A 26,559-nucleotide genomic window follows, 5' to 3' on the forward strand; every position below is an offset into this window, starting at 1 on the left:
GGGAGTATCGAAAAAAGGGTAGTTTATTTATTTGGTTTATACGAGGAAATAATATAAAAAAAGTCGAATATTAAACTGACACGAAATAATAAAAAGAAGGTACACATATGGATAGGAAATTAGGAATGTTTTTAAATACGAAACATATTGAAGTAAACGAAGGAATACAAAAAGCAAGGGAATGGGATTTAGAATATATTCAATTATATGCTATGAATCCGACTTTCAACTTAGCTAACATCTCAAAGATACAATGGAATACATTAAAAGAAAACTTATCTTTTAATGAGATTCAAGTCCCATCATTAGCAATTAGCTTCGGAGAAAATGGAATAATAGGAACTGAAGCTGAATGTGTAATAGAGAGTTTTAAATATATTACTGATAAAGGGTTAGGGTTAGGAGCTAACGTAGTAACAGCCCATATTGGGAAAATCCCTGAAGATGAAAATAGTGAGTACTATGATAAAATGCTACGTGTTTGTTATGAGATAGGGGAATTAGCGTTCAAATTTGGAGGATTCTTCGCCATTGAGACGGGATCTGAAAAAGCAATAGTATTAAAACGATTTTTAGAAACTGCAAACTCGAAAGGACTAGCTGTTAACTTTGACCCAGCAAATTTAATAAGTGATGTAAATGAAAATCCGGGAGAAGGTTTATTACTATTAAAAGATTATATAGTACAAACTCATATTAAAGATTGTAAAGAAGTGAAAAGTGATCGTTCAACTAAGTATATAGAAGTCGCAGCAGGGAATGGTGAAGTAGATTTCGATATATTCTTCAAAGTATTAGATAAAATTGGATTCGACGGATATAACATGATTGAAAGAAATGATTATTTTGATGAACTGGATGGGATGAGTCAGTCGATAAATTTTGCAAAGAAGTACATACCAACTCAAAAGGAATAACGATAGCATCTATAGAAAGTTACATAGAATATAAAAACAATAGGAGGAATACAAATGATTCATAAGGTCGGACAAATTATGTTATATGTAAATAATCAAGATGAGGCAGTAAATTTTTGGACGGAAAAGGTAGGGTTTCATGTAGTTGCAGAGGAAGATAATAAGCAAGGAATGAGATGGATTGAAATCGCTCCGAAAAGCGGTGCGGAAACGAGCATTATATTACATAATAAAGAAGTTATTTCGAAAATGAGCCCAGAATTGAATCTTGATACACCGTCTTTAATGTTCTTCTCAGAAAATCTTGATCAACTATATACAGATTTAACAAATAAAAATGTTACTGTTGGAGAAATGGTAACTATGCCTTCTGGTAAAGTGTTTAACTTTGCTGATAGCGAAGGGAATTATTTTGCGGTTATGGAGAAGAACCAATAATAATATTGCTATGTGAAAATCCCCCTCAAATATATTTGAAGGGGATTAAATTTTTGAAGTGGATTTTTCATTAGAGAGTTGTTTAATAAAAAATACTCCTTTTTCAATAGCTGTCTCAATATAGCCAACAATTTGGTCAAACGTAAATACTTGTAAGTCTTCATGCAAGTGTTGCTTTGGATATAACATATCTTCAAAAAGATACTTTCGAAATTCTAAAACGTTTTCTTTAGAAACCTCTTCAATATCCACAATGTGAGCCTCTTGATTGAGAAGAGAGAAAAGCTGTTGTTCTTGATCGTAATGATGAAGCAACTTTGCATTTAACAATTTAAAATCGTTATAGTACAGGGGTGCGATCGTTTCGTCATTCTCTATTCTATTTTTTAGCCAAGGTAGAAAAAATCCACTTAGCCAATTATCATCGGCAATGAGGTGGGTATAATAGCCTAAAATAAATGGGGAATCTATATGTGATTCATATTTATGAAAAAATGAATCATAATCTATTCTTCTCGTATAGTTGTTCGTTGTACCGTCATAAAAATGTGAGGTTCCTTTTTCTTTTTTTGAATGAACAGCATCAGGGGCTACAGCTCCAAGTAAGAAAGAAGTCTTATCGTGAATAGATAGTTTCTCAGCAATACCGTTAGCGATAATAACATGCATAATTCGTGATCCCATGAATGCCACCTCTGTTTCCAGTATTCATTTCAGGAAGAGGACTGAACAGTTAGTATTACTTTCCCTGTACTTTTTCTACTTTCGACCCATTCATGTGCTTTCCCTGCATCTTGAAGTGGAAAAGATTTCGTAGCCTTAATTTGTAAACGTCCGTCACGCAAATAACGGAAAACTTCATTTGCAGTTTCTTGGAGCAGTTCAGGACGCTTTTTTCGTGTGGTTCCAAAGCTAAAACCGAGTATAGAGCGGCAACTTGCATGTAAATCTTTCGTTTGAAAGTTACCAATTTCACCGCTAGCATTACCGAAATGAACGAGGCGACCGTAAAAAGCAAGGCAGTTTAAACTTCTTTCAGAAACAGTTCCAGAAATAGAGTCCAAAATAATATTCACTCCTTCTCCGTTTGTCAGCTCATTGACTTTCTCTACAAAATCTTCAGTTTGATGACAAATAACATAATCAGCTCCAGCATCTAAAGCGATTTTTCTTTTCGTTTCACTTCCGATAGTACCGATAACTGTTCTAGCCCCTAATAGTTTTGCAAATTGAATTGCGGTAGTACCAATCCCGCCAGCAGCTGCATGAATGAGTACAGATTCACCTTTTTGAATCCTTGCAACATTTGCGAGTAAATTATAGCTTGTAAAAGATACGATCGGACAAGCGGCTGCAGTGTGAAAGTCAACTTCATGGGGTAATACGAAAGTAAGATTTTCATTTGCAACAACGTATTCTGCGTAAGATCCATTTTGAGGAAAAGCAATGACACGTTGTCCAGGGTGAATATTTTTCACATGAGAACCGACACGTTCTACAATACCAGTGGCATCTATACCTGGAATAAAAGGTAGTGCTTTATTTCCTTTTTTGCCATAACGTGATTTAATATCAGCGAAATTTACACTAGTAGCAACTACGCGAATTAAAACTTGATCTTCTGAAATAGCCGGTATATCAAAATCTGTATATTTCATCACTTCAGGACCACCGAACGACGTTACAACGATAGCTTTCATTATATGTCCTCCTAAATTTGACTATATAAATTATTTTAAATCTTTATCAGAAATTGGAAAATTATATAATAGTTATGTGTGGTTATAAGTGAAGCTTATTAAAACAGCACATTTTTTAATTGAAGATAAAACGGATGTAGATGATGTCGTTCAAGAAGTATACATACAGCTATATGAATCGCTTCGTAAATATGATAGCGAGAAGCCATTTCGCCCTTGGCTAATTGGGCTTGCGATTAAACAAATTCATTCTTATAGAAGAAAGAGGTGGATGCGACTACGAATTATAAAAAAAGCAGAAGAGCAAAGAAAGCCAGTGCAAATTGATTTTTCTAACGATGTTGTAAGTAAAATATCAAACCAAAAACTAATCGAACTCATTCATAAATTACCGTATAAATTGAAACAAGTTATTATCTTAAGATACTTACACGATTATTCACAAGAAGAAGTAGCACAAATATTACATATTCCAATCGGTACAGTGAAATCTAGAATTCATGCGGCATTAAAGAAACTACGTCAAAAAGAGCAAGTAGAAGAAATTTTTTTAGGAGAGGTAGGGAATGTGAAATGAGTTTAGATTGTAGAGTTAGGGAATCTATACAAGAAGAAGCAAAGGGTATTGTTGCCCCGCCGGATTTAAAAGAAAAAGTAATCGTGCAAATAAAAATGAAGCACGGCGAGAGTAAGAGGAAGAAACGCCTTATCGCAGGAGTACTTGCAGCAGCTCTTTTAATCCCGACGACAGGTTTTGCGTATCAATCTATTATGGCGGATGGTATATATGGATCTTTTGAGAATTTAAAAAAACATGCCGGAGCAATGACATTAGAAACGTATATGCGTTTTAATGCAAAATTATCAGAAGCGAAAGATGAAATGGGTGCAAAGGAATATGAAGAGTTTACAAAAGAACTGAAAAAATTAACTAATGCAAAGCTTGCGTACGGAGATTCAAACGGTAATATTGATTATGATGAATTATCACCAGGAAAAAGAGCAGAAATGAAAAAGGTAAGTATGAGCCTTCAACCATACTTTGATAAACTAAATGGTCATAAATCTAGTAAAGAGATATTAACAAAAGAAGAGTTTGATCGCTATGTGGAAGCTTTAATGACATATGAAATAGTACAAGTGAAGACAAAATCAACTGGTGGAATGAAAGTAGAAGAAGTACCTGAGGCGTACAAAGAAAGATTTATTAAAGCAGAGCAGTTTATGGAGTATGTAAATGAAAAGGTGCGATAAGTAAAAAGCTCAAAGCTTTAGCTTCGAGCTTTTTTTATTGAAAGAAAATAAAGTATTCAATTATATTTTTTCATCGTTGCATGATCCTTTTGTATAAAACAATCTAAAAGGGAATAACCAGCTATTAAACTAATAATCGTAACAAAAGTTGTATTTATTAGAATAATATTAACTAAATAAGGTAGGTATTCGGCAAGTGGTGAAAAGAGTAGTGCTGGGGAAAAGGAAATGAATAGTGTAGGCACTGTAATAGCAATAAATTTATCCGGTTGAAAGCTCCAGTTTTGTTTACTCGTTTCGCGATTAATAGATTGAAGGAATCGTAATAAAATGCCAACTATAAGAGGGAAGAGTGTAAAGTAGAATAATCTTGGATAAACGTTAAAGTTCACTTGTGCATCTGTATCTAAATAAAATTGAATTTTTACTCCTACAAATAATAATAAGACGATAAATAATGTGAAGCAGAGGTATAGCATCAATTTTTGCATTATATTCCACCATCCTTTACTCAAAATATATTCAAAAAAAGAAGAGATATACAATAACTACTGTTGTATATCTCTTCTTTTACTGTTAGTTAATAGTGGAGTTTGCTTTTTCTTGCTTCGTGAAATAATCAATAATACCCATTGCGCTAATTTCTATATCTAAATGTAAAATATTATAAACGGAATGATCTGATGGAACGTTTAACTTTGTAAGATGAGAAGAGATTTTATCCATTAACAAAGTTTGTAAAGCTTTAGTCGCTTCATCGAAATCATTATACTTTTCAAAGACTTCCTTACCAGTCTGAACGAAAATAGGTAGCCAATGTTCCAGTTGATTATATACTTCTGTAACATTGGATGATGCACCATAATGCCCGAAATAAATAGTATCTACATCCATACTTTGAATGTGATTTTTAGAAGCAATCATCGCATCTGGTTGAAATTGTGAAGGGGACGTTGATGGTAGATACAGTTCTACACCAAGGTCTGCGAGTTCTCTATAATAAATTCCAATTGTATCGCCAGTAAAAATCCCGTTTGTTAATGAATCGTGAATGCTAATATGGTGCTTCGCATGTCCTGGTGTATCATAAAATGTAAGGGTGCGGTCTTTTGCAATTTTTAACGTATCACCATGTTGTACAATATGAACACGTTCTTCTTCAATTGGAAGAATTGGGTCAAAGAGTTTATCGAAATCTTCTTTGTAGACAGCTTTTGCACCTAAAATAAGTTTTGTTGGATCAATCATATGACGAGCACCACGAGAATGCACATATAACGTAGCATTTGGACACTGTTCCATCATTAAACCAGCTGCGCCAGCGTGATCTAAATGCACATGTGTAACGATAATGTTTTTAACATCGTTTAAATCAATATGTAATTGTTGTAAGCCGTCTAAAATATACGGAAGAGAAGGGGCTGCACAAGTTTCAATTAAAGTAATATCGTCACCTAATAAAACATACGTACCTGTTCGTTCATTATGCTGTAAATCGAAATCATCAATAAGATATAGGTGAGAAGATAATTGCTCTACTTTTTTCATATTTACCACTCCTTATATACTGCATGTTTCTATTATACGCTAAAATAGAAAAAAGGCAGAAAACGAAAGCTCGTCTTCTGCCTTTTTGTAATATTATTATTTCGTTTGTTGTTTATTAATAGACATAATGAACAGTCCAACAATCCCGCCTACTAATGGAAGCATAATTTCTCCTGCTAAATTAAAGTAGGAGCTTAAGAATAAACCATTTACATCGATTACCCAGCCAGTAACATACAATAACATCATATATAGTACGAAATAAAACTCGCGATTTGAAATCGTTTCATGTTGTGCAGTTTTCATAATGGACACCATCCTTTTCTTTTATAATGGAATATAAACTGTCACATTTTGTTCACATTTCAATTGTAAAACTTTCCATCATAAAAGTCTAGTGGTATGTGTCGAATTTTGAATGGAAATAAAGCGCTATCATTATATCTTATAAGTACGTAATAAGAGTTGTATATTCACGAATATAGTATAGTATAAACATAGAATGATAATGAAGAGAGGGGCAAAGACAATGACAGTTTATGATTTTTCAGCTAAAACAATTACAGGTGAAGAAAAATCGTTAAAAGATTACGAAGGAAAAGCACTTCTTATTGTCAATGTAGCTAGCAAATGTGGTTTTACACCACAATATAAAGGATTACAAGAGGTGTATGATAAATATAAAGACCAGGGACTCGAAATACTCGGATTCCCTTGTAACCAATTCGGGGGACAAGAACCAGGTACAGAAGCGGATATTACTAGTTTTTGTGAATTAAACTACGGTGTAAACTTCCCAATGTTTGCAAAGGTTGATGTGAAAGGTGATAAGGCTCATCCTTTATATACATACATGACAGAACAGGCACCAGGTTTACTCGGTATGAAAGCAGTAAAATGGAATTTTACGAAGTTTTTAATCGGAAAAGACGGGAAAGTAGTAGGGCGTTTTGCGCCGCAGACGAAGCCGGTAGATTTAGAAGTTGAGATTGAGAAGGTACTTGGAGAATAATTAGGAGTTTCACTTTATTAAAAAACGTCTCAAAGAACAATGTAGTTCTTTGAGACGTTTTCTTTAAACTCACATTTTCAAGATTAAATAACTGTATCAAAGCCATCTGATTTAGGTAGAGAAGCTGCTTTTTTCATAAGCACTTCCCATAAGTGTACAGATTTCTTCCATTCTTCTGCAGCCTGCCCATGTTTATACATAGCGTTCTCATAACTGGCAGTAAGTTGTTGCATATCGGCCGAGTTGTAAAGTGTATCGATATGGAGAGCGTATTCTCGGAATGTTTGACTTTCACTCCGTGGTATGCCAATTCTCGCAAATTGTTTTAAAAGTGCACCGTAAGCTTTTTGATAAACAGCATCATTTTTTCGGTATTTATAGAAATGAATAATAAGAAATGTCATCCATTTCATTCTAGTGGTGAAGAGAATGTATCCTATAGTACTAATTAGTATCGTAGAGAGGAATACGTACCACCAAGAAAAACTAGTTTTAGAATTTGTGACCTTTTTAGTAGAAGCTTCTTCTGTATTTTCTATTAAACTTTTAAGTTTTGCTTCATTATTTCGTTGTTGTATTTGCTCGTTATTAGAATTATTTGCTTCGCTATTTTGTGAAATAGGAGCAGGCGTATTATTTATAAAATTATAGGGATTGGTAAATCCTTTTGTTGGTTCGAATGGAATCCATCCGTATCCTGGGAAATATACTTCGACCCAAGAGTGTGCGTTATCGTTCGTGATTGTATAAACATCCGCACCTTCTGCAGAGGCAAGCGTATTGTCAAGAGTTCCTTCTGTATAGCCTTTTATCCAGCGAGCAGGAATCCCGGCAGAACGAAGTAGTACAATCATAGACGTCGAAAAATTATTACAGTAGCCGCTTTTTGTATCGAAAAGGAATTGATCTACATAATCTTGGCTTTTGGCAGGGAATAAGACATTCGTTGATTCGTATGTAAAAGAGTTGTCTGTGAAGTAATTTTCAATAGCTAATACTTTATCATATCGGTTGTCTTTATCATTTGTAAGATTGACAGCCAAGTCTTTTACGCGCTGTGGTAATGACTCGGGAAGTTGTGTGTACTTTGTCATAAAATAAGGGTTTGTTTCTTGACCTTCATTTGTTTTTACAGCTTTCAAGTTTTCTATGGAAAACTCAGGGATCTCATATGTTACTTTATACGAATGTAAAGTAGTAGAAGAGTCTCCATTCATTGTATAAATTTTTTCTGAAAACGGGTCAACACTGTATGATACATCAGAAGAAGCCTCAACTGATACTAATCCTGCTGGATAGGTAAGGTGAGGGTAACTTTTTTGCATGGTAATTGTTGCCTCAGTCGTTTCCGTTTTTGTATTTTGTTCGTACCAGCTTACGACGTCGTTTTTATTTTTAAAAGAAATCTTTTTCGGATTTTCAGAAATTTCCCAGCCTTTTCCTGTATAGAAATCTTTTGTTTCTACTCTCCAATATTGTTTGTTTTGCGTTCGTGCTGTGAAAACAATTGTAGGATCCGCCTTAAAAGGACCACCTAATCGCGAGTCATCTAAACCATACCCAATTGTAGAAACTTTTTGTTCTTTACTTGCTTCAGATGTGTTGAATTTTAAAAAATCCATTGGGTTTGGCCATTGAGGGCCAAATTTTGGAGCAAAGTATGCGATGGTTGCTAATAATACAATAAATATTGTAAGTGGTCTAAGTAATTTTGAGATTTCCCTAGCATAATTTTGTAAGTGTTCACGCTCTTTTATTCGTTCTACTTGAAGAAGACTAAGCATAAAAAATCCGATGACAACAGTTCGAATAATAGCGTAGTTTGCATTGTATAAATGTAAGTTATGAAAAGTTGCGATATAAATAATAGTCAATACAAGAAATAGAAACCCACGTTTTTTATGAATAATCCAAAATGAAGTGAAAGAACTCAAAAACCAAAATGAGAGAAAAAATAAAACCGTCGGAAAAACTGGAGAAATATCTAGTAAATTCCCTTGGAAAAATAGGGAGGAATTTCGAGACATATCAGAAAAGAATGTTGTTAGCCAAGATGGATTTATAAAAGCATTTTTATAATATAGGGAATGAATGATAAATAGGACTGTGACAATTTTTATTGGAATCTGCCACCTCGTTTGAAAAAAAGAGAGAGCGAAGCAAATTCCTATAAATGTTACGAAAATATCTAATCTACCTACATTTGTAATACCTATAAGAGGTCTTAGCCATTCTAGTAAAAGAAGAAATACACATGCATGCATAAAGAATCTGTTCGTATCCCACTTGTATTTTGTTTGTAATGTTATCATTTGCTCACCTCAAAAAACACGTTTGTATACCGGTTTTCATAAACCGTGTTTACAAATATTTGTCGTTTTTTTAGAGTTTCTAGTATACTGATTTCTCGGTGTGAAAGTTGATTCGCTTTTTCTTTCACGACAAAAACCATACATTTTCTATTTTTTATAGCAGCACAATCAGCCGCCTTTTGAATATCGGGAGAAAGATTACTGGTCACGAGTATAACCGTGACGGGCTCATAAATTTTTCTTAGTTCCATGTCTACACTCTGGGAGAGCGGGAATACACTGTCTGCTTGCACTTTTGCTAAATGACAAAGGATTTGTTGTAACTGCGTATCTCCATTGTCTAAAGGGAAAATAGTTTGTTCTTTTCCGATAGACACGAATGATGCTGGTGAATTTTGTTTCAAGACAGCCCTTACGATAGAGGCAGTAAATGTGACGACTGATTCGAATAGAGGAGACTCGGTTCTGTCTATGAATATCATGACATTATGGCTGCGCTGTTGTTCAAACTCTTTTGTCATAATATTGTTTGTTCGTGCAGTTGCTTTCCAATCAATCCATGAAAAGCGATCACCAGGTTTATAGTCTCTGACACCGACAGAGATTGTAGAGTCTTTTGCTGAATTTATATTTGCTGAAAGCGCTCCTTGTTCGAAATGATTTTCCAATTGTCGATATGCTATATCTACATACTGGGGATAGACTAAAAATGTATCTGGAACTGAAAAAGTTACTTCTTTCTCTATCATGCCGAATAAATCGCCAGTTTTGACACGAACGCTTGAAAAAGTGTGCTCGCCTCTAGGGATTGTGTCAATAACATATTGAAACGAAATATTTCGTTTCAATCCTGGGAAGAGTACTACCTTATTCATCTTTGTTTGTTTACAACTTATAAATTGTGGTGGCAGTTCATCTTCTATAACTAAATAAAGTAAGGGAAAAGGAAATTTTCTTTTTATTGTAATCGTGCTTACAAATTGTTCTCCTACTACATATCCATTCTGGTTTGTTATTCGCTTTACTTCAGCGTCCCGTAAAGCGTAGAAGGGGAGTAGTAGCGAATAAAGAGCAATGGGAATTATGCTGTAAAACAAAAACCAACTGACAAACCCGCCTTGAAACATAGCGTACATAAATGTTAAGACTAGGCATAAAGGGAGTAGCAATAACTTCATAACGTGATATAGCGCTCGCAGCATTCGTTTCATCAAGGGTTCATCGTCCTTTGAGTAGGCACGGTAGTTCGTGCAACGATTTTTGCGATAACTTGTTCGCCAGTTATTCCTTCAAATTTTGCTTCCATTTTTAGAATGAGTCTATGTGCTAAAACATAAGGAGCTAAAAATTTAACATCGTCTGGAATAACATAATTCCTGCCATGGATAAATGCATAAGCTTGTGAAGCTTTCATTAAAGCAATCGAGCCACGTGGACTTGCACCTAACTGTATAGAACTGTACGTACGAGTCTGATTAACAAGCTTTACAATGTAATGCTTAATTGCTTTGTCCATACTTACTACCTGTACGCTTTGTTGTAAATAAAGTAAATCTTCTATTGTAGTAATGGTTTGTAATTGAGAGAGTGGATTTGTTTTTTCCATCCGGTTTAAAATTTCAAATTCTTCCTCTGGTGTAGGATATCCCATTTTTAGTTTCAATAAGAAACGATCGAGCTGAGCTTCTGGTAGAGAATATGTTCCTTCATATTCGACTGGATTTTGTGTAGCCATGACAAAGAACGGCTTTGGTAAAGGTCTTGTAATACCATCTATTGTAATATTGCCTTCTTCCATACATTCAAGTAAAGCAGATTGTGTCTTTGGAGATGTACGATTAATTTCATCAGCAAGTACAAAATTCCCCATAATTGGTCCAGGCTTGAACTCAAATTGGAGCTCTTTCGGATTATAAATAGAAACTCCTGTTACATCTGACGGCAATAAATCAGGTGTAAATTGAATTCGCTTATAATCAGCATCAATGGATTTAGAAAGAGCACGTACTAGCATTGTTTTCCCGACACCAGGAACATCTTCTAATAGCACATGACCTTCAGCTAAGAGAGCTGTCAAAGCTAAGATTGTTTCTTTTCGTTTTCCGACCATTATTTTTTCAATATTATTGATTATTTTTTCTACAGTGGGATGTAATGAATCAAGCTGGGGCATCGTAATCCTCCTAATGTTATTATCGTTTTCTAATCAATTTAGTGGACATATTTCTAATTCTATATGTAGATAGTAAAACTTCTACCTTTAATTCTGAGAATATTCAGATTATTTATTTCGATTACATCTAGTATAATTGTTTCCGTAACTAAGGGCAATACAGTAAATAATGATTTGTAGTTTTATGTAAAATAAGACTCGATATAAAATAATAACATTGGGAAAAATATTTTTACATACAATTTATACTCTTTTCCTTATGGCAGTTTTGAAATAATATCAAAACTCTTTTTCTTTTGCAAAATAGTCGATACCTCAAAATACCATTCTCCTAATAATTAAGATTAACCATAATCTTCACAACGGAACACAAGATTTTCTCACAAACTTATTTTCTACTGAATTTTTGACAATCTCTTGAACTGTGCGAAATGTCACATCTGTATTTTACAACCTCTCTTATAGTAAGGGTATGTAAGAGAGACGTATTAAAGGAGTGAACAGTATGAAGAAAAAAACTTCAGCACTAATGAGACGTTTAAAATATTTTTCACCAATAGATCGTTATAACGATAATCATACACAAGAAACATATGAAGATCGCGAATGGGAAAATGTGTACAGAAAGCGTTGGCAGCATGATAAAGTAATTCGTTCTACACACGGCGTGAACTGTACTGGTTCATGTAGCTGGAATATATATGTGAAAGATGGAATTGTAACTTGGGAAGGGCAGGAGCTTAACTATCCGACTACAGGTCCTGATATGCCAGATTTTGAACCGCGAGGATGCCCACGTGGAGCAAGTTTTTCTTGGTACATTTATAGTCCACTTCGTGTGAAATACCCGTATGTACGTGGTGTTCTTTGGAATATGTGGCAAGAAGAATTGCAAAATAACGAGTCACCATTAGAGGCTTGGAAAAGCATTGTGGAAAACCGTGAAAAGGCACGTACGTATAAGCAGGCGCGTGGTAAAGGGGGATTCATTCGTGCGAATTGGGATGAAGTGTTACAACTCGTTTCAGCTTCATTACTGTACACAGTAATGAAATACGGTCCAGACCGAAATGTTGGCTTTTCACCAATTCCAGCTATGTCGATGCTAAGTCATGCTGCTGGTAGTCGCTTTATGCAACTTATGGGTGGACCGATGCTTAGCTTCTATGATTGGTATGCGGATTTACCACCAGCTTCTCCTCAAATTTGGGGTGATCAAACAGATGTACCAGAAAGTAGTGACTGGTATAACTCTGGTTACATTATGACATGGGGTTCAAATGTACCAATGACGAGAACACCAGATGCACACTTTTTAGCAGAGGTTCGATATAAAGGAACGAAAGTTGTTTCTGTCAGTCCTGATTTCGCTGAATCAACAAAGTTTGCGGATGATTGGATTAGTGTGAAACAAGGTACAGACGGTGCACTTGCGATGGCAATGGGGCACGTAATCTTACAAGAATTTTACGTAGATAATCAAGTGGAATATTTCACAAAGTATGCGAAGCAATATACTGATTTTCCTTTCTTTGTCACATTGAAACAAAAAGGAGATCAATTCGTTGCTGATCGGTTCTTAAATGCTTCTGATATTGGACGAGAAACGAAGTTAGGGGAATGGAAACCTGTTCTTTGGAACGAGAATACGAATGATTTTGCAACACCTCACGGCACAATGGGGTCACGTTGGGATAATGAAAAGAAATGGAACTTGCGTTTAGAAGATGAAGAAACAGGTGAAAAGATTGATCCACGTCTTTCTTTACTTGGAATGGAAGAAGCGATTGGAACTGTACAAATTCCGTACTTCTCTGATGATGGAAACAAAGTATTAGAACGTACGATTCCAGTGAAAAAGGTTATGACAGAAGAGGGCGAAATGTTCGTTACAACTGTATACGACTTAACGTTAGCAAATTACGGTGTGAACAGAGGGCTTGGCGGACAAGAACCGAAAGACTTCAATGATGATATACCGTTTACACCTGCATGGCAAGAGAAAATGACAGGAGTAAAACGTGAGCTTATTATTCAAATCGCTCGTGAGTTCGCACAAAATGCTGTTGATACGAATGGTCGCTCAATGATAATTGTTGGAGCAGGTATTAACCATTGGTTTAACTCTGATACGATTTATCGCGCCGTTTTAAATCTTGTTCTTCTCGTTGGAGCACAAGGTGTAAACGGCGGTGGTTGGGCTCATTATGTTGGTCAAGAAAAATTAAGACCAGCAGAAGGATGGCAAACAATCGCGATGGCAAAAGATTGGCAAGGGCCGCCAAAATTACAAAACGGTACGTCTTTCTTCTATTTCGTAACAGATCAATGGCGTTATGAAGATACACCTGTTGGACATTTAGCATCTCCAGTTGAAGGCAACTCTCGTTATCAACATCACGGTGATTACAACGTATTAGCTGCACGACTTGGCTGGTTACCTTCTTATCCAACATTCGAGAAAAATGGAATTGAATTATATAAAGAGGCTGTTGCTGCTGGTGCAACAAAGCAAGAAGAAATCGGAAAATATGTTGCACAAAAATTAAAAGAAAAAGAACTGAAATTTGCGATTGAAGATCCAGATAACAAAAACAACTTCCCGCGCAACTTATTCGTATGGCGTGCGAATTTAATTTCGAGTTCTGGTAAAGGACATGAATATTTCTTAAAACATTTATTAGGTACAACAAACGGGTTAATGAATGACGACAGTGATTCATTACGACCAGAAGAAATAAAGTGGCATGAAGAAGCGCCAGAAGGAAAGCTTGATTTACTCATTAATTTAGATTTCCGTATGGCTGGAACAGCACTGTATTCTGATATCGTCTTACCTGCTTCAACTTGGTACGAAAAACACGATTTGAGCAGTACAGATATGCATCCATTTGTACATCCATTTAATCCGGCAATCGGTTCACCGTGGGAAGCGCGCTCTGACTGGGATATTTTCACTTCACTTTCTAAAGCTGTGTCAGATTTAGCGAAGAAAATTGATCTTGAACCAATGAAAGAAGTTGTTGCAACACCACTTCTTCATGATACACCGCAAGAATTAGCGCAACCACTTGGCAAGATTAAAGATTGGAGTAAAGGTGAATGTGAACCAATCCCGGGTAAAACGATGCCACAAATTCACGTTGTTGAAAGGGATTATAAAACGATTTATGACAAAATGACTGCGCTTGGACCGAATGTCGGAAAACAACCGATTGGTACGAAAGGGATCTCTTGGTCTGCGGAAAAAGAATATGAGCAATTAAAGAGCAAATTAGGAGTTGTTCGAACGGATTCTATCGCGAAAGATTGCCCAGACATAAAAGAAGCAATCAATGCTGCTGAAGCGGTATTAACACTATCTTCTACAACAAACGGTCATATGGCAGTAAAAGCATGGGAAGCACTTGAAAAACAAACAGATCTAAAATTACGTGATTTAGCAGAAGAACGTGAAGAGGAATGCTTCACATTCGAACAAATTACAGCACAGCCGAAAACAGTAATTACTTCTCCAGCATTTACAGGTTCAGAAAAAGGTGGACGCCGTTACTCACCGTTTACAACAAATGTGGAACGTCTTATCCCTTGGAGAACGATAACTGGTCGACAATCTTTCTACTTAGACCATGACATGATGAAAGAATTTGGTGAAACGATGGCAACATTTAAACCAATTCTGCAACATAAACCGTTCCGTAAATCACGGCCCGAAGTAGAAGGGAAAGAGATTACACTAAACTATTTAACACCGCATAATAAGTGGTCGATTCATAGTATGTACTTCGATTCATTACCGATGTTAACGCTATTTAGAGGTGGTCCAACTGTTTGGATGAATAAAGAGGACGCTGCTGAAGCGGGTGTTGCAGATAATGATTGGATTGAGTGCTTTAATCGTAACGGTGTTGTTGTAGCGCGTGCTGTTGTAACGCATCGTATACCGAGAGGAATGGCATTTATGCACCATGCGCAAGATCGTCACATTAACGTACCTGGTACGAAATTAACAAGTAACCGCGGGGGAACGCATAATAGTCCAACTCGAATTCACGTAAAACCGACACATATGATTGGTGGATACGGTCAATTAAGTTATGGATTTAACTATTATGGTCCGACTGGGAACCAGCGCGATTTAAACGTTGTAATTCGCAAACTGAAGGAGGTAGATTGGCTTGAAGATTAAAGCACAAGTCGGAATGGTAATGAACCTAGATAAATGCATCGGCTGCCATACTTGTAGCGTAACGTGCAAAAACACCTGGACAAATCGTCCAGGTGCTGAATATATGTATTTCAATAACGTAGAAACAAAACCTGGAATTGGTTATCCGAAACAATGGGAAGATCAGGATAAATATAAAGGCGGCTGGGAATTGAAAAATGGTGAAATTCAGCTGAAATCTGGTTCGAAAATGAAGCGTCTTATGAACATTTTCCACAATCCAGATCAACCAACAATTGATGATTACTTTGAACCTTGGAATTATGATTATGAAACATTAACAAATAGCCCACAGCGTAAGCATCAACCAGTTGCTCGTCCGAAATCAGCAATTACAGGCGAATTTATCGACAAAATTGAATGGGGTCCAAACTGGGAGGACGATTTAGCAGGCGGACATATAACAGGATTGCAAGATCCGAACGTAAAGAAAATGGAAGAAGAAATTAAAACTGATTTTGAAAACGTCTTTATGATGTATTTACCACGCATATGCGAACATTGTATGAATCCATCGTGCGTATCATCTTGTCCATCTGGTGCAATGTATAAACGTGAAGAAGACGGGATTGTACTTGTGGATCAAAATGCATGTCGTGCTTGGAGATTCTGCGTATCATCTTGCCCATATAAAAAAGTGTATTTTAACTGGCAAACGAATAAAGCTGAAAAATGTACAATGTGCTTTCCACGTATTGAAGCTGGTATGCCAACAATTTGTTCAGAAACATGTGTAGGACGTATCAGGTATATTGGGGTAATGCTATATGACGCTGATAAAGTAAAAGAAGCAGCTTCTGTTGAAGACGAAAAAGATTTATATGAATCTCAGCTTACTGTTTTCCTAGATCCAAATGATCCAGAAATAGCAGCTGAGGCGAAAAAACAAGGCATTCCTGAAGAATGGATTAAAGCGGCACAACAGTCACCAATCTATAAAATGATTATCGATTGGAAAATTGCTCTGCCTCTTCATCCAGAGTATCGTACAATGCCGATGGTTTGGTATATTCCGCCGCTTAGCCCAATTATGAATATGGTGGAAGGGAAAGGCAGTAACTGGCAAGCAGAAGAGATTTTCCCTGCTATCGATAATATGCGTATTCCAATTCAATATTTAGCGAATTTACTCACTGCAGGAGATGAATCACACATTCGTCTTACATTAAAGAAAATGGCTGTTATGCGAACGCATATGAGAGCGCTGCAAATTAATAAAGAGCCAAATGAAGCTGTATTAAAAGAACTTGGTTTAACAAAACAGGATGTAGAAGATATGTATCGTCTTCTTGCTATTGCGAAATATAAAGATCGCTTCGTCATTCCAGGCACTCACCGTGAACAAGTGGCAGATTTATATAGCGAACAAGGAAGCTGTGGTTTATCATTCGCAGGTGGTCCAGGCTCTTGTATGACAATTTCTTAAATAAAGGAGGCAGAAAATGATGAAACAAAGTTTACAAACTGCTTTTTCTTGTTCTTCTTTTCTTCTCTCCTATCCTGAACTAGGGTGGAGAGAAGCTGTAACTGAATTGCAAGAAGAGATTGAAACGATAGAAAAGGAAGAAGTTAAAGCATCACTTACAGCCTTTATAAAACAAGCGCTAAATAAAACGAATGATCAACTCATTGATAGTTACGTATATACATTCGATTTTGGTAAGAAAACAAATATGTATCTTACTTATATGAACACTGGTGAACAAAGAGAAAGAGGTATTGAATTACTGGAGTTAAAACAGCATTATAAAAAATCTGGTTTTGAAGTAACAGATAAAGAACTACCTGATTATTTACCGCTATTGCTTGAGTTTTTTGCAAATGCAAATGAGATAGACAGTGAACCAATTATGAGTAAATACAAGGAGAACATCCAAGCATTACACGTTCAGTTAAAAGAAGCAGGTAGTATGTATGAACCAATTCTTGCGGCTGTTCTACTCGCTATCGATACATGGGGTGTACAGACAAATTAGAAAGGAGAGTTGTTAAAATGATGGATCAATTTCTATGGGTATTGTTTCCCTATATCATTTTTGCAATCTTTATCGGTGGACATATTTTTAGATACAACTATGATCAATTTGGATGGACATCAAAATCTAGTGAACTATTAGAAAAGAAAATGCTCCGAATCGGAAGTCTATTATTCCACTTTGGGATTATGTTCGTAATTGGCGGTCATGTTATGGGGATTTTAATTCCAGAAGCTGTATACCGTTCAATAGGTATTTCTGAGCATATGTATCATGTAATAGCAATTAGTTTTGGGCTTCCGGCAGGTGTTGCTTCTATCATCGGTTTAATTATATTAACGTACCGCCGCGTAACTGTAAAACGTATCATTGCAACGAGTACAAAGGGAGATTATATTGCGCTTATTTTATTACTTATCGTAATGCTAGCAGGACTTTCTTCAACATTTTTAAATATCGATTCAAAAGGATTTGATTATCGTACAACAATTGGCCCTTGGTTCCGAAGTCTCTTTATTTTCCAACCGAAAGTTGAATATATGATGGAAGTACCAGTATGGTTTAAAATTCATATTCTTGCAGGGATGGGTTTATTCGCAGTATGGCCATTTACAAGACTAGTACATGTATTTAGTGCCCCAATTAAATATGTAAGCCGTAGTTATGTAATTTACAGAAGACGTATTCCTAATGAGTTGAAAAAATAATACTGCTGTAAACGGATAGGAGCTAATGGTTAAAACGAAACGAGTTCTAATATGGAAGGCCTCGTTTTTGTTTACATAGGGAATAACCGTTAATAAATAGCTTAAATTGAAAAAAGATTAGCATCTAAATAAGATGCTAATCAATGCTACAAACAGAAGCAGAGCAATCTTCACAAGCAATTTCACATTTTAAAAATTGTAAATCGTGGATTGTAATCTTTCCTTTATGAATTGAAATTGTACCTTGCTTTTTTAATTCATTTAACATTCGATTTACACTTTCACGTGAAGTTGCACAGAAATTAGCAAGTTCTTGATTTGTTAATGGTAAATCGATGAGAATCCCATTTTCTTTTAATATACCGTAACTATTTGTCATTCGTATAAGGGTAGAATACAGGGCACCTTTTTTGCCGTGTAATACTAAATCTCGGAACTTCGTTTGCATTCTTCTTAAATGTTCACTAATCCATTTCATAAATTCAAATACGAGTGCAGGTTTTTGGAGTAATGCTTTTTCTAACGCTTCACGCTTTATAACGCCTACTTCCACATCCTCAAGACATTTTGAATTTAATAAGTATTTCGCATTGTCCGTGAACAATGTTAATTCTCCAATAATGTCATATTCTGAACAAATTCGAAGTGTTAATTCTTGTCCGTCAGCACTTAGTTTACTAATTTGTACTTTTCCTGAGTGGATGATATAGAGCTCTGTTGCCTCCATACCTTCTTGAAAAATAAAACTACCTTTTTTTATCTGCATTTTATATTCAACAGATGCAAGTAATTCTTTTAAATCTTGAGATAATGTCATACTGTTTGCCACAGTGATCACCTTTCTTCTTATAAGCAATACATTTCCTATTTTGAGTGTAAATATGATGAAAATGCAAGAGCTATTTTAAAAATAAATTGAAATTTCAATGACCGTAAGGGGAAGAGATTTTCAGTTTTTAGTTTGAAAAATTCAATACACAAAGTAGATGAGATTAAAGATGTGAACAAAATTCGAACGGATTTGTGAAAAATTTTTGAATGGGGAAAGTAATGTGAGAAAAGTCACATTGAATATGTAGCTTCTTTTTTATAATAAAGGCAAATAAAAAAACGAAAGCTTACTAAGGATTGCAGCAGAAAAGAAGGGATATAGATGCACGAGAACATAAAAGATTCTTTAAAGCGGCCACTTCAAGATTTACGTATTTCAGTTATTGATCGTTGTAATTTTAGGTGTACATACTGTATGCCTGCAGAAGTGTTCGGACCTGATTACGCTTTTTTAAAGGAAGAGCTTTTATTAACGTTCGATGAAATAGAAAGGTTAGCGAGATTATTTATAAGTATGGGAGTTAATAAAATTAGGCTTACTGGCGGTGAACCTTTATTGCGTAAAGACTTATCGACGTTAATTGCAAGACTTACAAATCTAGAAGGCTTACAAGATATTGGACTCACAACAAACGGAATTCATTTAGCAAAACAAGCTAAGGCGCTAAAAGACGCAGGATTAAAGCGAGTAAATATTAGTTTAGATGCAATAGAGGATCATGTCTTCCAAAAAATTAATGGAAGAAATATAAGTACGAAACCTGTATTGAAAGGAGTTCAAGCAGCGAAGGCAGCTGGATTAGAAGTAAAGGTAAATATGGTCGTAAAAAAAGGGATGAATGATAGTCAAATTCTTCCTATGGCTCAGTATTTTAAAGAACAAGAAATACAGTTACGTTTCATTGAGTTTATGGATGTAGGCAGTACGAACGGATGGAACTTTGAACAAGTCGTTACGAAGGAACAATTAATAGAAAAAATTAATCGTGTATATCCAATTGAACTTGTTAAACCTCGTTACTTTGGAGAAGTTGCGAAATTGTATCGATATGTAGGAAGCGATGCCGAAGTTGGATTTATTACTTCAGTCTCTGATTCATTCTGTTCTTTTTGTACGAGAGCCCGTATTTCGGCAGACGGCAAGTTTTATACATGCTTATTTGGAGAAAAAGGAACGGATTTGCGAACGCTTCTTAGAGAAAATATTTCGGATGCCTCACTACTAAAAATTCTCCAACATACATGGCGATATAGAACAGATCGATATTCAGATGAAAGAACGGTGGAAAGTACAAATAAACGTCAAAAAGTTGAAATGTCGTATATTGGCGGGTAGTGAAAGGAGGATTCCTTATGCAAGAGCGATATTCAAGGCAAGTGTTGTTTTCTAGAATTGGTGAAATGGGACAAAGAAAAATAAGAAAGAAACATGTGCTCCTAATCGGTGCGGGTGCACTAGGAGCTGCGAATGCGGAAGCACTCGTTAGGATGGGAATTGGGAAATTGACAATTGCCGATCGTGACTATGTCGAATGGAGTAATTTACAGCGGCAACAGTTATATACAGAAGAAGATGCAAAACAATGCAAACCAAAAGCAATTGCAGCGGCAGAACATGTAAGAAAGATTAATTCTGAGGTGGAAATTGTACCAGTTGTAACGGATGTCACAATGAAAGAAATGGAAGAGTTAACGAAAGAAGTGGATCTCATATTAGATGCGACTGACAATTTTGATACGCGTCTACTTATAAATGATATTTCACAAAAAGAAAATATACCTTGGGTATACGGTGGATGCATTGGAAGTTACGGTGTAACGTACACAATTCTTCCAGGAAAAACACCATGTTTTCGATGCTTAATGGATCAACCTATGGGCGGTGCAACATGTGATACAGCGGGAGTTATTCAGCCAGCTGTACAGGTGGTTGTTGCTCACCAAGTGACAGAAGCAATGAAAATATTGGTGGATGATTTCGAGGCGCTAAGAGGAACAATGTTATCATTTGATATTTGGAACAATCAATTTCTCTCATTAAAAGTAAATAAACAGAAAAAAAGTACATGTCCATCTTGCGGAAATACACGTACGTATCCAAGTTTAACATTTGAAGCGCAGATGAAAACGGAAGTATTATGCGGACGGAATACAGTCCAAATCCGTCCAGGAATAAAGAGAGTTCTAAATTTAAACGAAATCAAAAAAAGATTACAAAAAATTGTACATGTCCAAAAAACGCCGTACTTACTAGCATTTCTAATTGATGAATATCGTTTCGTTTTATTTACAGACGGTAGGGCATTTATTCATGGGACAAATGATGTGAAAATAGCAAAACGATTGTACGCAAAATATATAGGCTGAATAGAAAGTGAGTTTCACTTTCCAAAAACGAGGTGAAAAAGAATGGTATTAAAACGTAATCCAATTCCAGTGGCAGAAGCAGTTGCACGAGTAATGGAATATGCTTATCAGGGTGAAATAGAAGAGGTTTCTCTTATAGAAAGCTACGGTAGAACGCTTGGAAAAGATGTTATTGCAGATCATGATGTCCCGCATTTTGATCGCTCTCCGTACGACGGGTTTGCGATTCGAGCAGAAGATACGAAAGAAGCAAGTAGTAGTAACCCTATTCAGTTTGAAGTGATTGGTGAAATTGGAGCAGGGGTTGTTTTTACAGAAGAAGTGAAAGCATTTCAAGCTGTTCGTATTATGACAGGAGCCGCAATTCCGAGAGGGTGTAATGCGGTTGTTATGTTAGAACTAACGGAAGGATTTGAAGAAAACGAAAAGATTTATATGGTATTAAAACGCTCTTTCTCTTCTGGCGATAACATTTCTTTTAAAGGAGAAGATGTAAACCAAAATAGCATTCTTGTGAAAAAAGGGACTGTTATTAATCCTGGAGTAGCAGCGCTTCTTGCTACGTTTGGTTATAGTTCCGTACATGTTATAAAACAGCCGGTTATTGGAATTGTAACGACAGGAAGCGAACTGCTTGAAGTACATGAACAATTAAAGCCAGGGAAGATTCGAAATAGTAACTCTTATATGATTGCTGCTCAAATTGAACGAGCCGGCGGAGTTGTACAGTATTATGGGCAATTCGCTGACGATTTAGAGACGTGTTATAACACTGTAAAAAAAGCGATGAAAGAAGTCGATATTTTAATTACAACTGGTGGCGTTTCAGTAGGGGACTATGATTATTTACCGGCTATTTATGAGAAATTACAAGCAAATGTACTTTTCAACAAAATAGCGATGCGACCAGGAAGTGTGACAACTGTAGCTGAGGTAGAAGGAAAACTACTATTTGGTTTATCTGGTAATCCTTCAGCTTGTTATGTCGGGTGTGAATTATATGTTCGACCAGTCATTGGAACATACTTGCATAGGAAAGATCCACACGTATATCGTACAGAGGCAATTTTACAGAAAGACTTCCCGAAAGCAAATCCGTTTACTCGATTTGTAAGAGGGCGAGTAGAAATTATAGATGGTCAATTACAAGTTACACCAGTTGGCTTAGATAAATCTAGCGCAATTTCTTCACTTGCAGAAGCGAATGCATTTATCGTTTTACCAGGGGGAACGAGAGGATTTGAAGCTGGAATTACTGTTTCGGTACTGTTATTAGAATCAAACAACGGAAGTGAGTGGCCGTGGGAAGAACCACTTCGATCATACAAATAATAGAAAAATAGATTACTAACTTATACAAAGATAAGAGGTGCAAAATGATACAAACGTATTATGAAGTAATTGATACACCTATTTCAATTGAGGAGGTTACAAACAAAGTAATTCGTCGTGAGTGTGGTGCAGTTACTACTTTTATTGGTACTGTTAGAGAATTTACGAAAGGGCGTCGTACGCTACATTTAGAGTATGTAGCTTATAAGACAATGGCGGAGAAACAGCTTGAGAGAATTAGCATTGAAGTAGGAGAGAAGTGGCCGGGGACATATGTCGCTATTACACATCGCATTGGTACATTACAAATTTCTGATCTTGCTGTCGTTGTCGCTGTGTCTACACCACATCGGAAAGCGGCCTATGAGGCGAATGAATATATTATGGAGCGTATAAAACAAATTGTTCCTATTTGGAAAAAAGAGTTTTGGGAAGATGGAGAGTCGTGGATAGGTGATCAGTTAGAGAAAACAGCATATGGTAATGGCGAGCCTGGAAAGGAGATGAGAATATGATTGAAGTACTATTATTTGCACATTTGCAAGAAGGAGCAAGTAAGCCGGCTTTGTATATAGACTATGAAAATATTATGGTTGCGGAATTAAAGGAAGTCCTCACTAAGAAATACAACATAGCAATTTCAAACGAGATTATGGTCGCGATAAATGAAGAATACGCAAATGAGGATGACATCATCCAAATTGGTGATGTCGTAGCAATGATTCCGCCAGTAAGTGGTGGTTGATTCTTTTCAGCCTAATGATGTTAGGACGTGATTGGGCTGGAGAGAATGAATTTAACTATGCATACATAGGAGGGAACAGGATGAAAAGTCCTAATTTTCAATTAAGTTTACAAACTTCTAATCTAATTATCGGTTTTATGGTATGGGTCATTTTATCATCATTAATGCCTTATATTAAAGCGGATATTCCATTAACTGCGGGACAAATTTCTATGGTCACAGCAGTACCTGTTATTTTAGGCTCTGTTCTTCGCATTCCAATTGGTTATTGGACAAATCGTTTCGGAGCAAGAAAATTATTCTATATTAGTTTTATTCTATTATTATTTCCTGTCTTTTATATTAGTGTTGCTAATTCTATGATGGATTTAATTATTGGTGGATTATTTGTAGGAATTGGTGGAGCTGTATTCTCTGTAGGAGTAACCTCTTTACCAAAATACTTTCCGAAAGAGAGTCACGGTTTTGTAAATGGTATTTACGGTGTCGGTAACGCCGGAACAGCAATTACTTCGTTTTTAGCACCTGTCATTGCAACTTCAGTTGGCTGGAGAACGACAGTACAATGTTATTTAGTTTTACTTGCAGCGTTTGCACTTATGAACTTTTTATTAGGTGATCGTAAAGAGAAAAAAGTGAGTACACCACTAATGGAACAAATAAAAGGTGTATATAAAAATGAGAAACTTTGGTTTTTATGTATCTTTTACTTTTTAACTTTCGGATCATTTGTCGCATTTACCGTATACTTACCAAACTTTTTAGTATCTCATTTCGGATTAGAGAAAGTAGATGCAGGTATGCGGACAGCCGGATTCATCGTACTCGCAACAATTATGCGTCCGATTGGTGGTTGGCTCGGTGATAAGTTTAATCCATTTAAAATATTAATCTTCGTATTTATCGGTTTAACACTATCAGGTATTATTTTATCATTTATGCCTAGTATGAACGTGTATACATTTGGTTGCTTACTAGTAGCATTTTGTGCAGGGATTGGTAATGGTACAATCTTCAAACTCGTTCCAATGTATTTCTCAGAACAAGCTGGTATTGTAAATGGTCTCGTATCAGCTTTAGGTGGACTAGGAGGATTCTTCCCACCGCTAATTTTAACATTACTATTCCAATTAACAGGTCATTATGCAATTGGATTTATGGCACTATCAGAAGTCGCACTTGCTTGTTTAATCATTACAGTATGGATGTATAGCCAAGAGAAATTGTTAGTGATGTTAAAGAATCATTAATAAGGAAAAAGAACCATCCCAAAGTATATTGGGATGGTTCTTTTAGTAATAGGCTTCAACATGTTTTTATTGATATCTCAATAAACGCTTGTTTTCTATAAGAATGTGCTTTTAAAATGAAAAACAGAAGGCTTATGGAATTTTATTTTAAAATATAGAAGTCAAAAGTTATTCAATTAAAGGGCAGATTAGTGAAGGAAATCTTAAATATATTCTAAAGATCGAACTCATTTTTAGAATGCAAATATTTAATTGGATCGGGGTGTTTAGATGAAAAAGTTATATAAGTCCACTCAAGATAAACAAGTATCAGGTGTGTTAGGTGGCTTAAGCGACAAGTATGGGATTGATGTAAGTATTCTTCGCATAGTAACTGCAGTATCAGATTTTTTTAGGGCCAAATTTTTTGGTAAGGCTAACGGATATTGTGAAAAAAGTACTACACTAAAGAATACAGTTCAGTTCGATAAGATAAAATTATGAATTTGTATAAATAATCCATAATTTTCTTTATGAGTTATATTTGATATGTTAAAGAAAAGAGAGGGGAGGGAAATGAAATAAGAATTTTTGATGAGCATTTTCATATTATCGATTTCAGTTTTCTGATTATTGAGACTAAGGGTGTTTTCCGATGAATGAAATGTGTCCACATTTAGTAAAGCGTTTAATCCAACTAAAATATATTTAGAATGAGGTTTTAAATGTTTGTATTTATTATATTAGACGTAATATTACCGATATTAATATTGATGCTAATTGGTGCAATCTTACAAAGAAAGTTCCAATTTAACTTAAAGCAGCTATCTACACTTATTACTTATTGCTTAATGCCAGCGGCTGTATTTGTGAATATATATGATATTCGTATAGAAACAGGTTTTTTGCTCCAGATAATATACTATTTAATGCTTTATAGTCTGAGTCTGATCATAGTAAGTCATTTCATTTCAAAAATATTGAAGTTAGAAAAAGGAGAAAGTGCAGCTCTAAAAAATAGCATTTCGTTAATGAATTCCGGTAATTATGGGTTACCAGTAAGTCAATTGATTTTCAGTCACAATCCAGTGGGGGTTTCCATTCAAATTTTTATTGTTATTTTCCAGAATCTTTTAACTTATTCATATGGGATATATAACTTACTATCAGCAACAAAAACAATCGGAGGTATTATTCGATCATTTCTAAGACTGCCTGTATTTCATGCGCTCGTATTAGGGGTTCTCTTTCAATCTTTTAAAATTCAAATACCTAATTCTATCTTGCTACCTCTTAATCAGCTTGCGAATGGTTTTGTTGCAATAGCACTCATATTGCTAGGGGCACAATTATCTAACATTAAACTTAATTTTTTCCATCGAGTCATAACATGGGCTTTAATTGGAAGGTTACTGATGGGACCATTATTAGCACTTGTCGTAATATACATACTAAACATCGATGGTATTGTTGCACAATCATTATTTATTGCAAGTTCTTTTCCTACTTCAAGAAATACATCAACCATTGCTATGGAATATCAAATAGAGCCTGAATTACATGCACAAATCGTTTTATTTTCAACACTTTTCAGCATTATTACAGTAACTGTCGTTATTTATTTGTCATATATTTTGTTTTGAATATACGTGTTAAAACGAATAGATTTGAGGCGGTAAATGATGGCGGAAATCCCATAAATATGAGAAGAAAACAGTCTATGATATATTGGGTATCGTTTACAATTGTACCATGTCTGATAATCAAGTAGCTTAATTCAAAAAAAGGAA

At 35.5% G+C, this 26,559-nt stretch carries 25 protein-coding genes and 1 pseudogene; 17 read left to right on the top strand and 9 right to left on the bottom strand.

Going from position 1 to position 26,559, the window contains the following annotated elements; translation table 11 throughout:
• Positions 1-107 precede the first annotated feature (107 nt).
• Together MR168_RS02965 and MR168_RS02970 are read left to right on the top strand one after the other, a co-directional pair.
• Entirely contained in the window at positions 108-917 is an 810-nt protein-coding gene (locus tag MR168_RS02965; RefSeq protein WP_049107450.1) for a sugar phosphate isomerase/epimerase family protein, read from the top strand.
• A 54-nt stretch (positions 918-971) separates the two neighbouring features.
• The gene (locus tag MR168_RS02970; protein WP_000581462.1) at positions 972-1,355 is read left to right on the top strand and encodes a VOC family protein; all 384 of its coding nucleotides are present in this window, start codon (positions 972-974) and stop codon (positions 1,353-1,355) included.
• Positions 1,356-1,400: 45 nt separating this feature from the next.
• On the opposite strand, the gene MR168_RS02975 is transcribed toward MR168_RS02970, so the two are convergent.
• Both MR168_RS02975 and MR168_RS02980 read right to left on the bottom strand, forming a co-directional pair.
• Positions 1,401-2,039, bottom strand: a complete 639-nt coding sequence (locus tag MR168_RS02975) for a zinc dependent phospholipase C family protein (RefSeq protein WP_006922477.1) — start codon at positions 2,037-2,039, stop codon at positions 1,401-1,403.
• A 29-nt stretch (positions 2,040-2,068) separates the two neighbouring features.
• A complete protein-coding gene (locus MR168_RS02980) occupies positions 2,069-3,055 on the bottom strand; it encodes a quinone oxidoreductase family protein (protein WP_000644623.1) in 987 nt (328 codons plus the stop codon).
• Between the two features lie 91 nt (positions 3,056-3,146).
• On the opposite strand from MR168_RS02980, the pseudogene MR168_RS02985 reads away from it, so the two are divergent.
• Both MR168_RS02985 and MR168_RS02990 read left to right on the top strand, forming a co-directional pair.
• A pseudogene (locus MR168_RS02985) lies at positions 3,147-3,632 on the top strand (sigma-70 family RNA polymerase sigma factor); the annotation flags it as partial.
• On the top strand, positions 3,629-4,309 hold the full coding sequence (locus tag MR168_RS02990) for a DUF3600 domain-containing protein (protein WP_000050669.1): 681 nt from the start codon (positions 3,629-3,631) through the stop codon (positions 4,307-4,309). The pseudogene MR168_RS02985 and the gene MR168_RS02990, both read left to right, overlap by 4 nt.
• Positions 4,310-4,365: 56 nt before the next feature.
• Here MR168_RS02990 and MR168_RS02995 read toward each other — a convergent pair whose 3' ends face one another.
• From MR168_RS02995 to MR168_RS03005, 3 genes are all read right to left on the bottom strand, one after another.
• Positions 4,366-4,800: a hypothetical protein gene (locus tag MR168_RS02995; protein WP_001170913.1), complete on the bottom strand. Its 435-nt coding sequence runs from the start codon at positions 4,798-4,800 to the stop codon at positions 4,366-4,368.
• Positions 4,801-4,885: 85 nt separating this feature from the next.
• Positions 4,886-5,857, bottom strand: coding sequence for an MBL fold metallo-hydrolase (locus tag MR168_RS03000; protein WP_000754974.1), 972 nt, complete (start codon positions 5,855-5,857; stop codon positions 4,886-4,888).
• Between the two features lie 96 nt (positions 5,858-5,953).
• Positions 5,954-6,163, bottom strand: coding sequence for a DUF3925 domain-containing protein (locus tag MR168_RS03005; RefSeq protein WP_000844984.1), 210 nt, complete (start codon positions 6,161-6,163; stop codon positions 5,954-5,956).
• A gap of 223 nt (positions 6,164-6,386) precedes the next feature.
• On the opposite strand from MR168_RS03005, the gene bsaA reads away from it, so the two are divergent.
• Entirely contained in the window at positions 6,387-6,869 is a 483-nt protein-coding gene (gene bsaA, locus MR168_RS03010) for a glutathione peroxidase (protein ID WP_000219434.1), read from the top strand.
• A gap of 83 nt (positions 6,870-6,952) precedes the next feature.
• Here bsaA and MR168_RS03015 read toward each other — a convergent pair whose 3' ends face one another.
• From MR168_RS03015 to MR168_RS03025, 3 genes are read right to left on the bottom strand one after another with little or no spacing between them, the layout of a single operon-like run.
• Entirely contained in the window at positions 6,953-9,181 is a 2,229-nt protein-coding gene (locus MR168_RS03015) for a transglutaminase TgpA family protein (RefSeq protein WP_086411522.1), read from the bottom strand.
• On the bottom strand, positions 9,178-10,392 hold the full coding sequence (locus tag MR168_RS03020; protein ID WP_086411521.1) for a DUF58 domain-containing protein: 1,215 nt from the start codon (positions 10,390-10,392) through the stop codon (positions 9,178-9,180). Before MR168_RS03020 ends, MR168_RS03015 begins: the two co-directional genes overlap by 4 nt.
• A complete protein-coding gene (locus MR168_RS03025) occupies positions 10,392-11,354 on the bottom strand; it encodes an AAA family ATPase (RefSeq protein ID WP_049107454.1) in 963 nt (320 codons plus the stop codon). The genes MR168_RS03020 and MR168_RS03025 overlap by 1 nt, the downstream gene beginning before the upstream one ends.
• 505 nt (positions 11,355-11,859) lie before the next feature.
• Between MR168_RS03025 and MR168_RS03030 the strand changes: the two genes are divergently transcribed.
• From MR168_RS03030 to narI, 4 genes are read left to right on the top strand one after another with little or no spacing between them, the layout of a single operon-like run.
• Positions 11,860-15,543: a nitrate reductase subunit alpha gene (locus MR168_RS03030; RefSeq protein ID WP_086411520.1), complete on the top strand. Its 3,684-nt coding sequence runs from the start codon at positions 11,860-11,862 to the stop codon at positions 15,541-15,543.
• The gene (gene narH / locus MR168_RS03035) at positions 15,533-17,008 is read left to right on the top strand and encodes a nitrate reductase subunit beta (RefSeq protein ID WP_000692658.1); all 1,476 of its coding nucleotides are present in this window, start codon (positions 15,533-15,535) and stop codon (positions 17,006-17,008) included. Before MR168_RS03030 ends, narH begins: the two co-directional genes overlap by 11 nt.
• A gap of 19 nt (positions 17,009-17,027) precedes the next feature.
• Complete coding sequence (gene narJ / locus MR168_RS03040) at positions 17,028-17,558, top strand: nitrate reductase molybdenum cofactor assembly chaperone (RefSeq protein ID WP_016122390.1); 531 nt, start codon at positions 17,028-17,030, stop codon at positions 17,556-17,558.
• A gap of 17 nt (positions 17,559-17,575) precedes the next feature.
• Positions 17,576-18,265, top strand: coding sequence for a respiratory nitrate reductase subunit gamma (gene narI, locus MR168_RS03045; protein WP_000969209.1), 690 nt, complete (start codon positions 17,576-17,578; stop codon positions 18,263-18,265).
• 136 nt (positions 18,266-18,401) lie between these two features.
• On the opposite strand, the gene MR168_RS03050 is transcribed toward narI, so the two are convergent.
• Positions 18,402-19,094 carry a Crp/Fnr family transcriptional regulator gene (locus MR168_RS03050; protein WP_000013865.1) on the bottom strand — a complete coding sequence of 231 codons (693 nt, stop codon included), beginning with the start codon at positions 19,092-19,094 and terminating at the stop codon, positions 18,402-18,404.
• 324 nt (positions 19,095-19,418) lie between these two features.
• Here MR168_RS03050 and moaA point away from each other — a divergent pair, with 324 nt between their 5' ends.
• The 8 genes from moaA (at position 19,419) to MR168_RS03090 (ending at position 26,412) form a co-directional block, all read left to right on the top strand.
• Positions 19,419-20,432, top strand: a complete 1,014-nt coding sequence (gene moaA / locus MR168_RS03055; protein ID WP_086411519.1) for a GTP 3',8-cyclase MoaA — start codon at positions 19,419-19,421, stop codon at positions 20,430-20,432.
• 17 nt (positions 20,433-20,449) lie between these two features.
• Complete coding sequence (locus MR168_RS03060; RefSeq protein ID WP_016122392.1) at positions 20,450-21,463, top strand: molybdopterin-synthase adenylyltransferase MoeB; 1,014 nt, start codon at positions 20,450-20,452, stop codon at positions 21,461-21,463.
• Between the two features lie 42 nt (positions 21,464-21,505).
• Positions 21,506-22,795 (top strand): molybdopterin molybdotransferase MoeA, encoded by a 1,290-nt coding sequence (locus tag MR168_RS03065; protein WP_086411518.1) that lies wholly within the window; start codon positions 21,506-21,508, stop codon positions 22,793-22,795.
• A gap of 44 nt (positions 22,796-22,839) precedes the next feature.
• On the top strand, positions 22,840-23,310 hold the full coding sequence (locus MR168_RS03070) for a molybdenum cofactor biosynthesis protein MoaE (RefSeq protein ID WP_006922455.1): 471 nt from the start codon (positions 22,840-22,842) through the stop codon (positions 23,308-23,310).
• Entirely contained in the window at positions 23,307-23,540 is a 234-nt protein-coding gene (moaD, locus tag MR168_RS03075) for a molybdopterin converting factor subunit 1 (RefSeq protein ID WP_006922454.1), read from the top strand. The genes MR168_RS03070 and moaD overlap by 4 nt, the downstream gene beginning before the upstream one ends.
• An 80-nt stretch (positions 23,541-23,620) precedes the next feature.
• Positions 23,621-24,790, top strand: a complete 1,170-nt coding sequence (narK, locus tag MR168_RS03080; protein WP_006922453.1) for a nitrate transporter NarK — start codon at positions 23,621-23,623, stop codon at positions 24,788-24,790.
• A gap of 270 nt (positions 24,791-25,060) precedes the next feature.
• Positions 25,061-25,273, top strand: a complete 213-nt coding sequence (locus MR168_RS03085; RefSeq protein WP_061684623.1) for a PspC domain-containing protein — start codon at positions 25,061-25,063, stop codon at positions 25,271-25,273.
• 221 nt (positions 25,274-25,494) lie between these two features.
• On the top strand, positions 25,495-26,412 hold the full coding sequence (locus tag MR168_RS03090) for an AEC family transporter (RefSeq protein WP_086411517.1): 918 nt from the start codon (positions 25,495-25,497) through the stop codon (positions 26,410-26,412).
• The last annotated feature ends 147 nt before the right edge of the window (positions 26,413-26,559 follow it).

The sequence above is a fragment of the Bacillus cereus group sp. BfR-BA-01356 genome, from assembly GCF_022663635.1.
In the GTDB taxonomy this organism is placed as follows: domain Bacteria; phylum Bacillota; class Bacilli; order Bacillales; family Bacillaceae_G; genus Bacillus_A; species Bacillus_A cereus.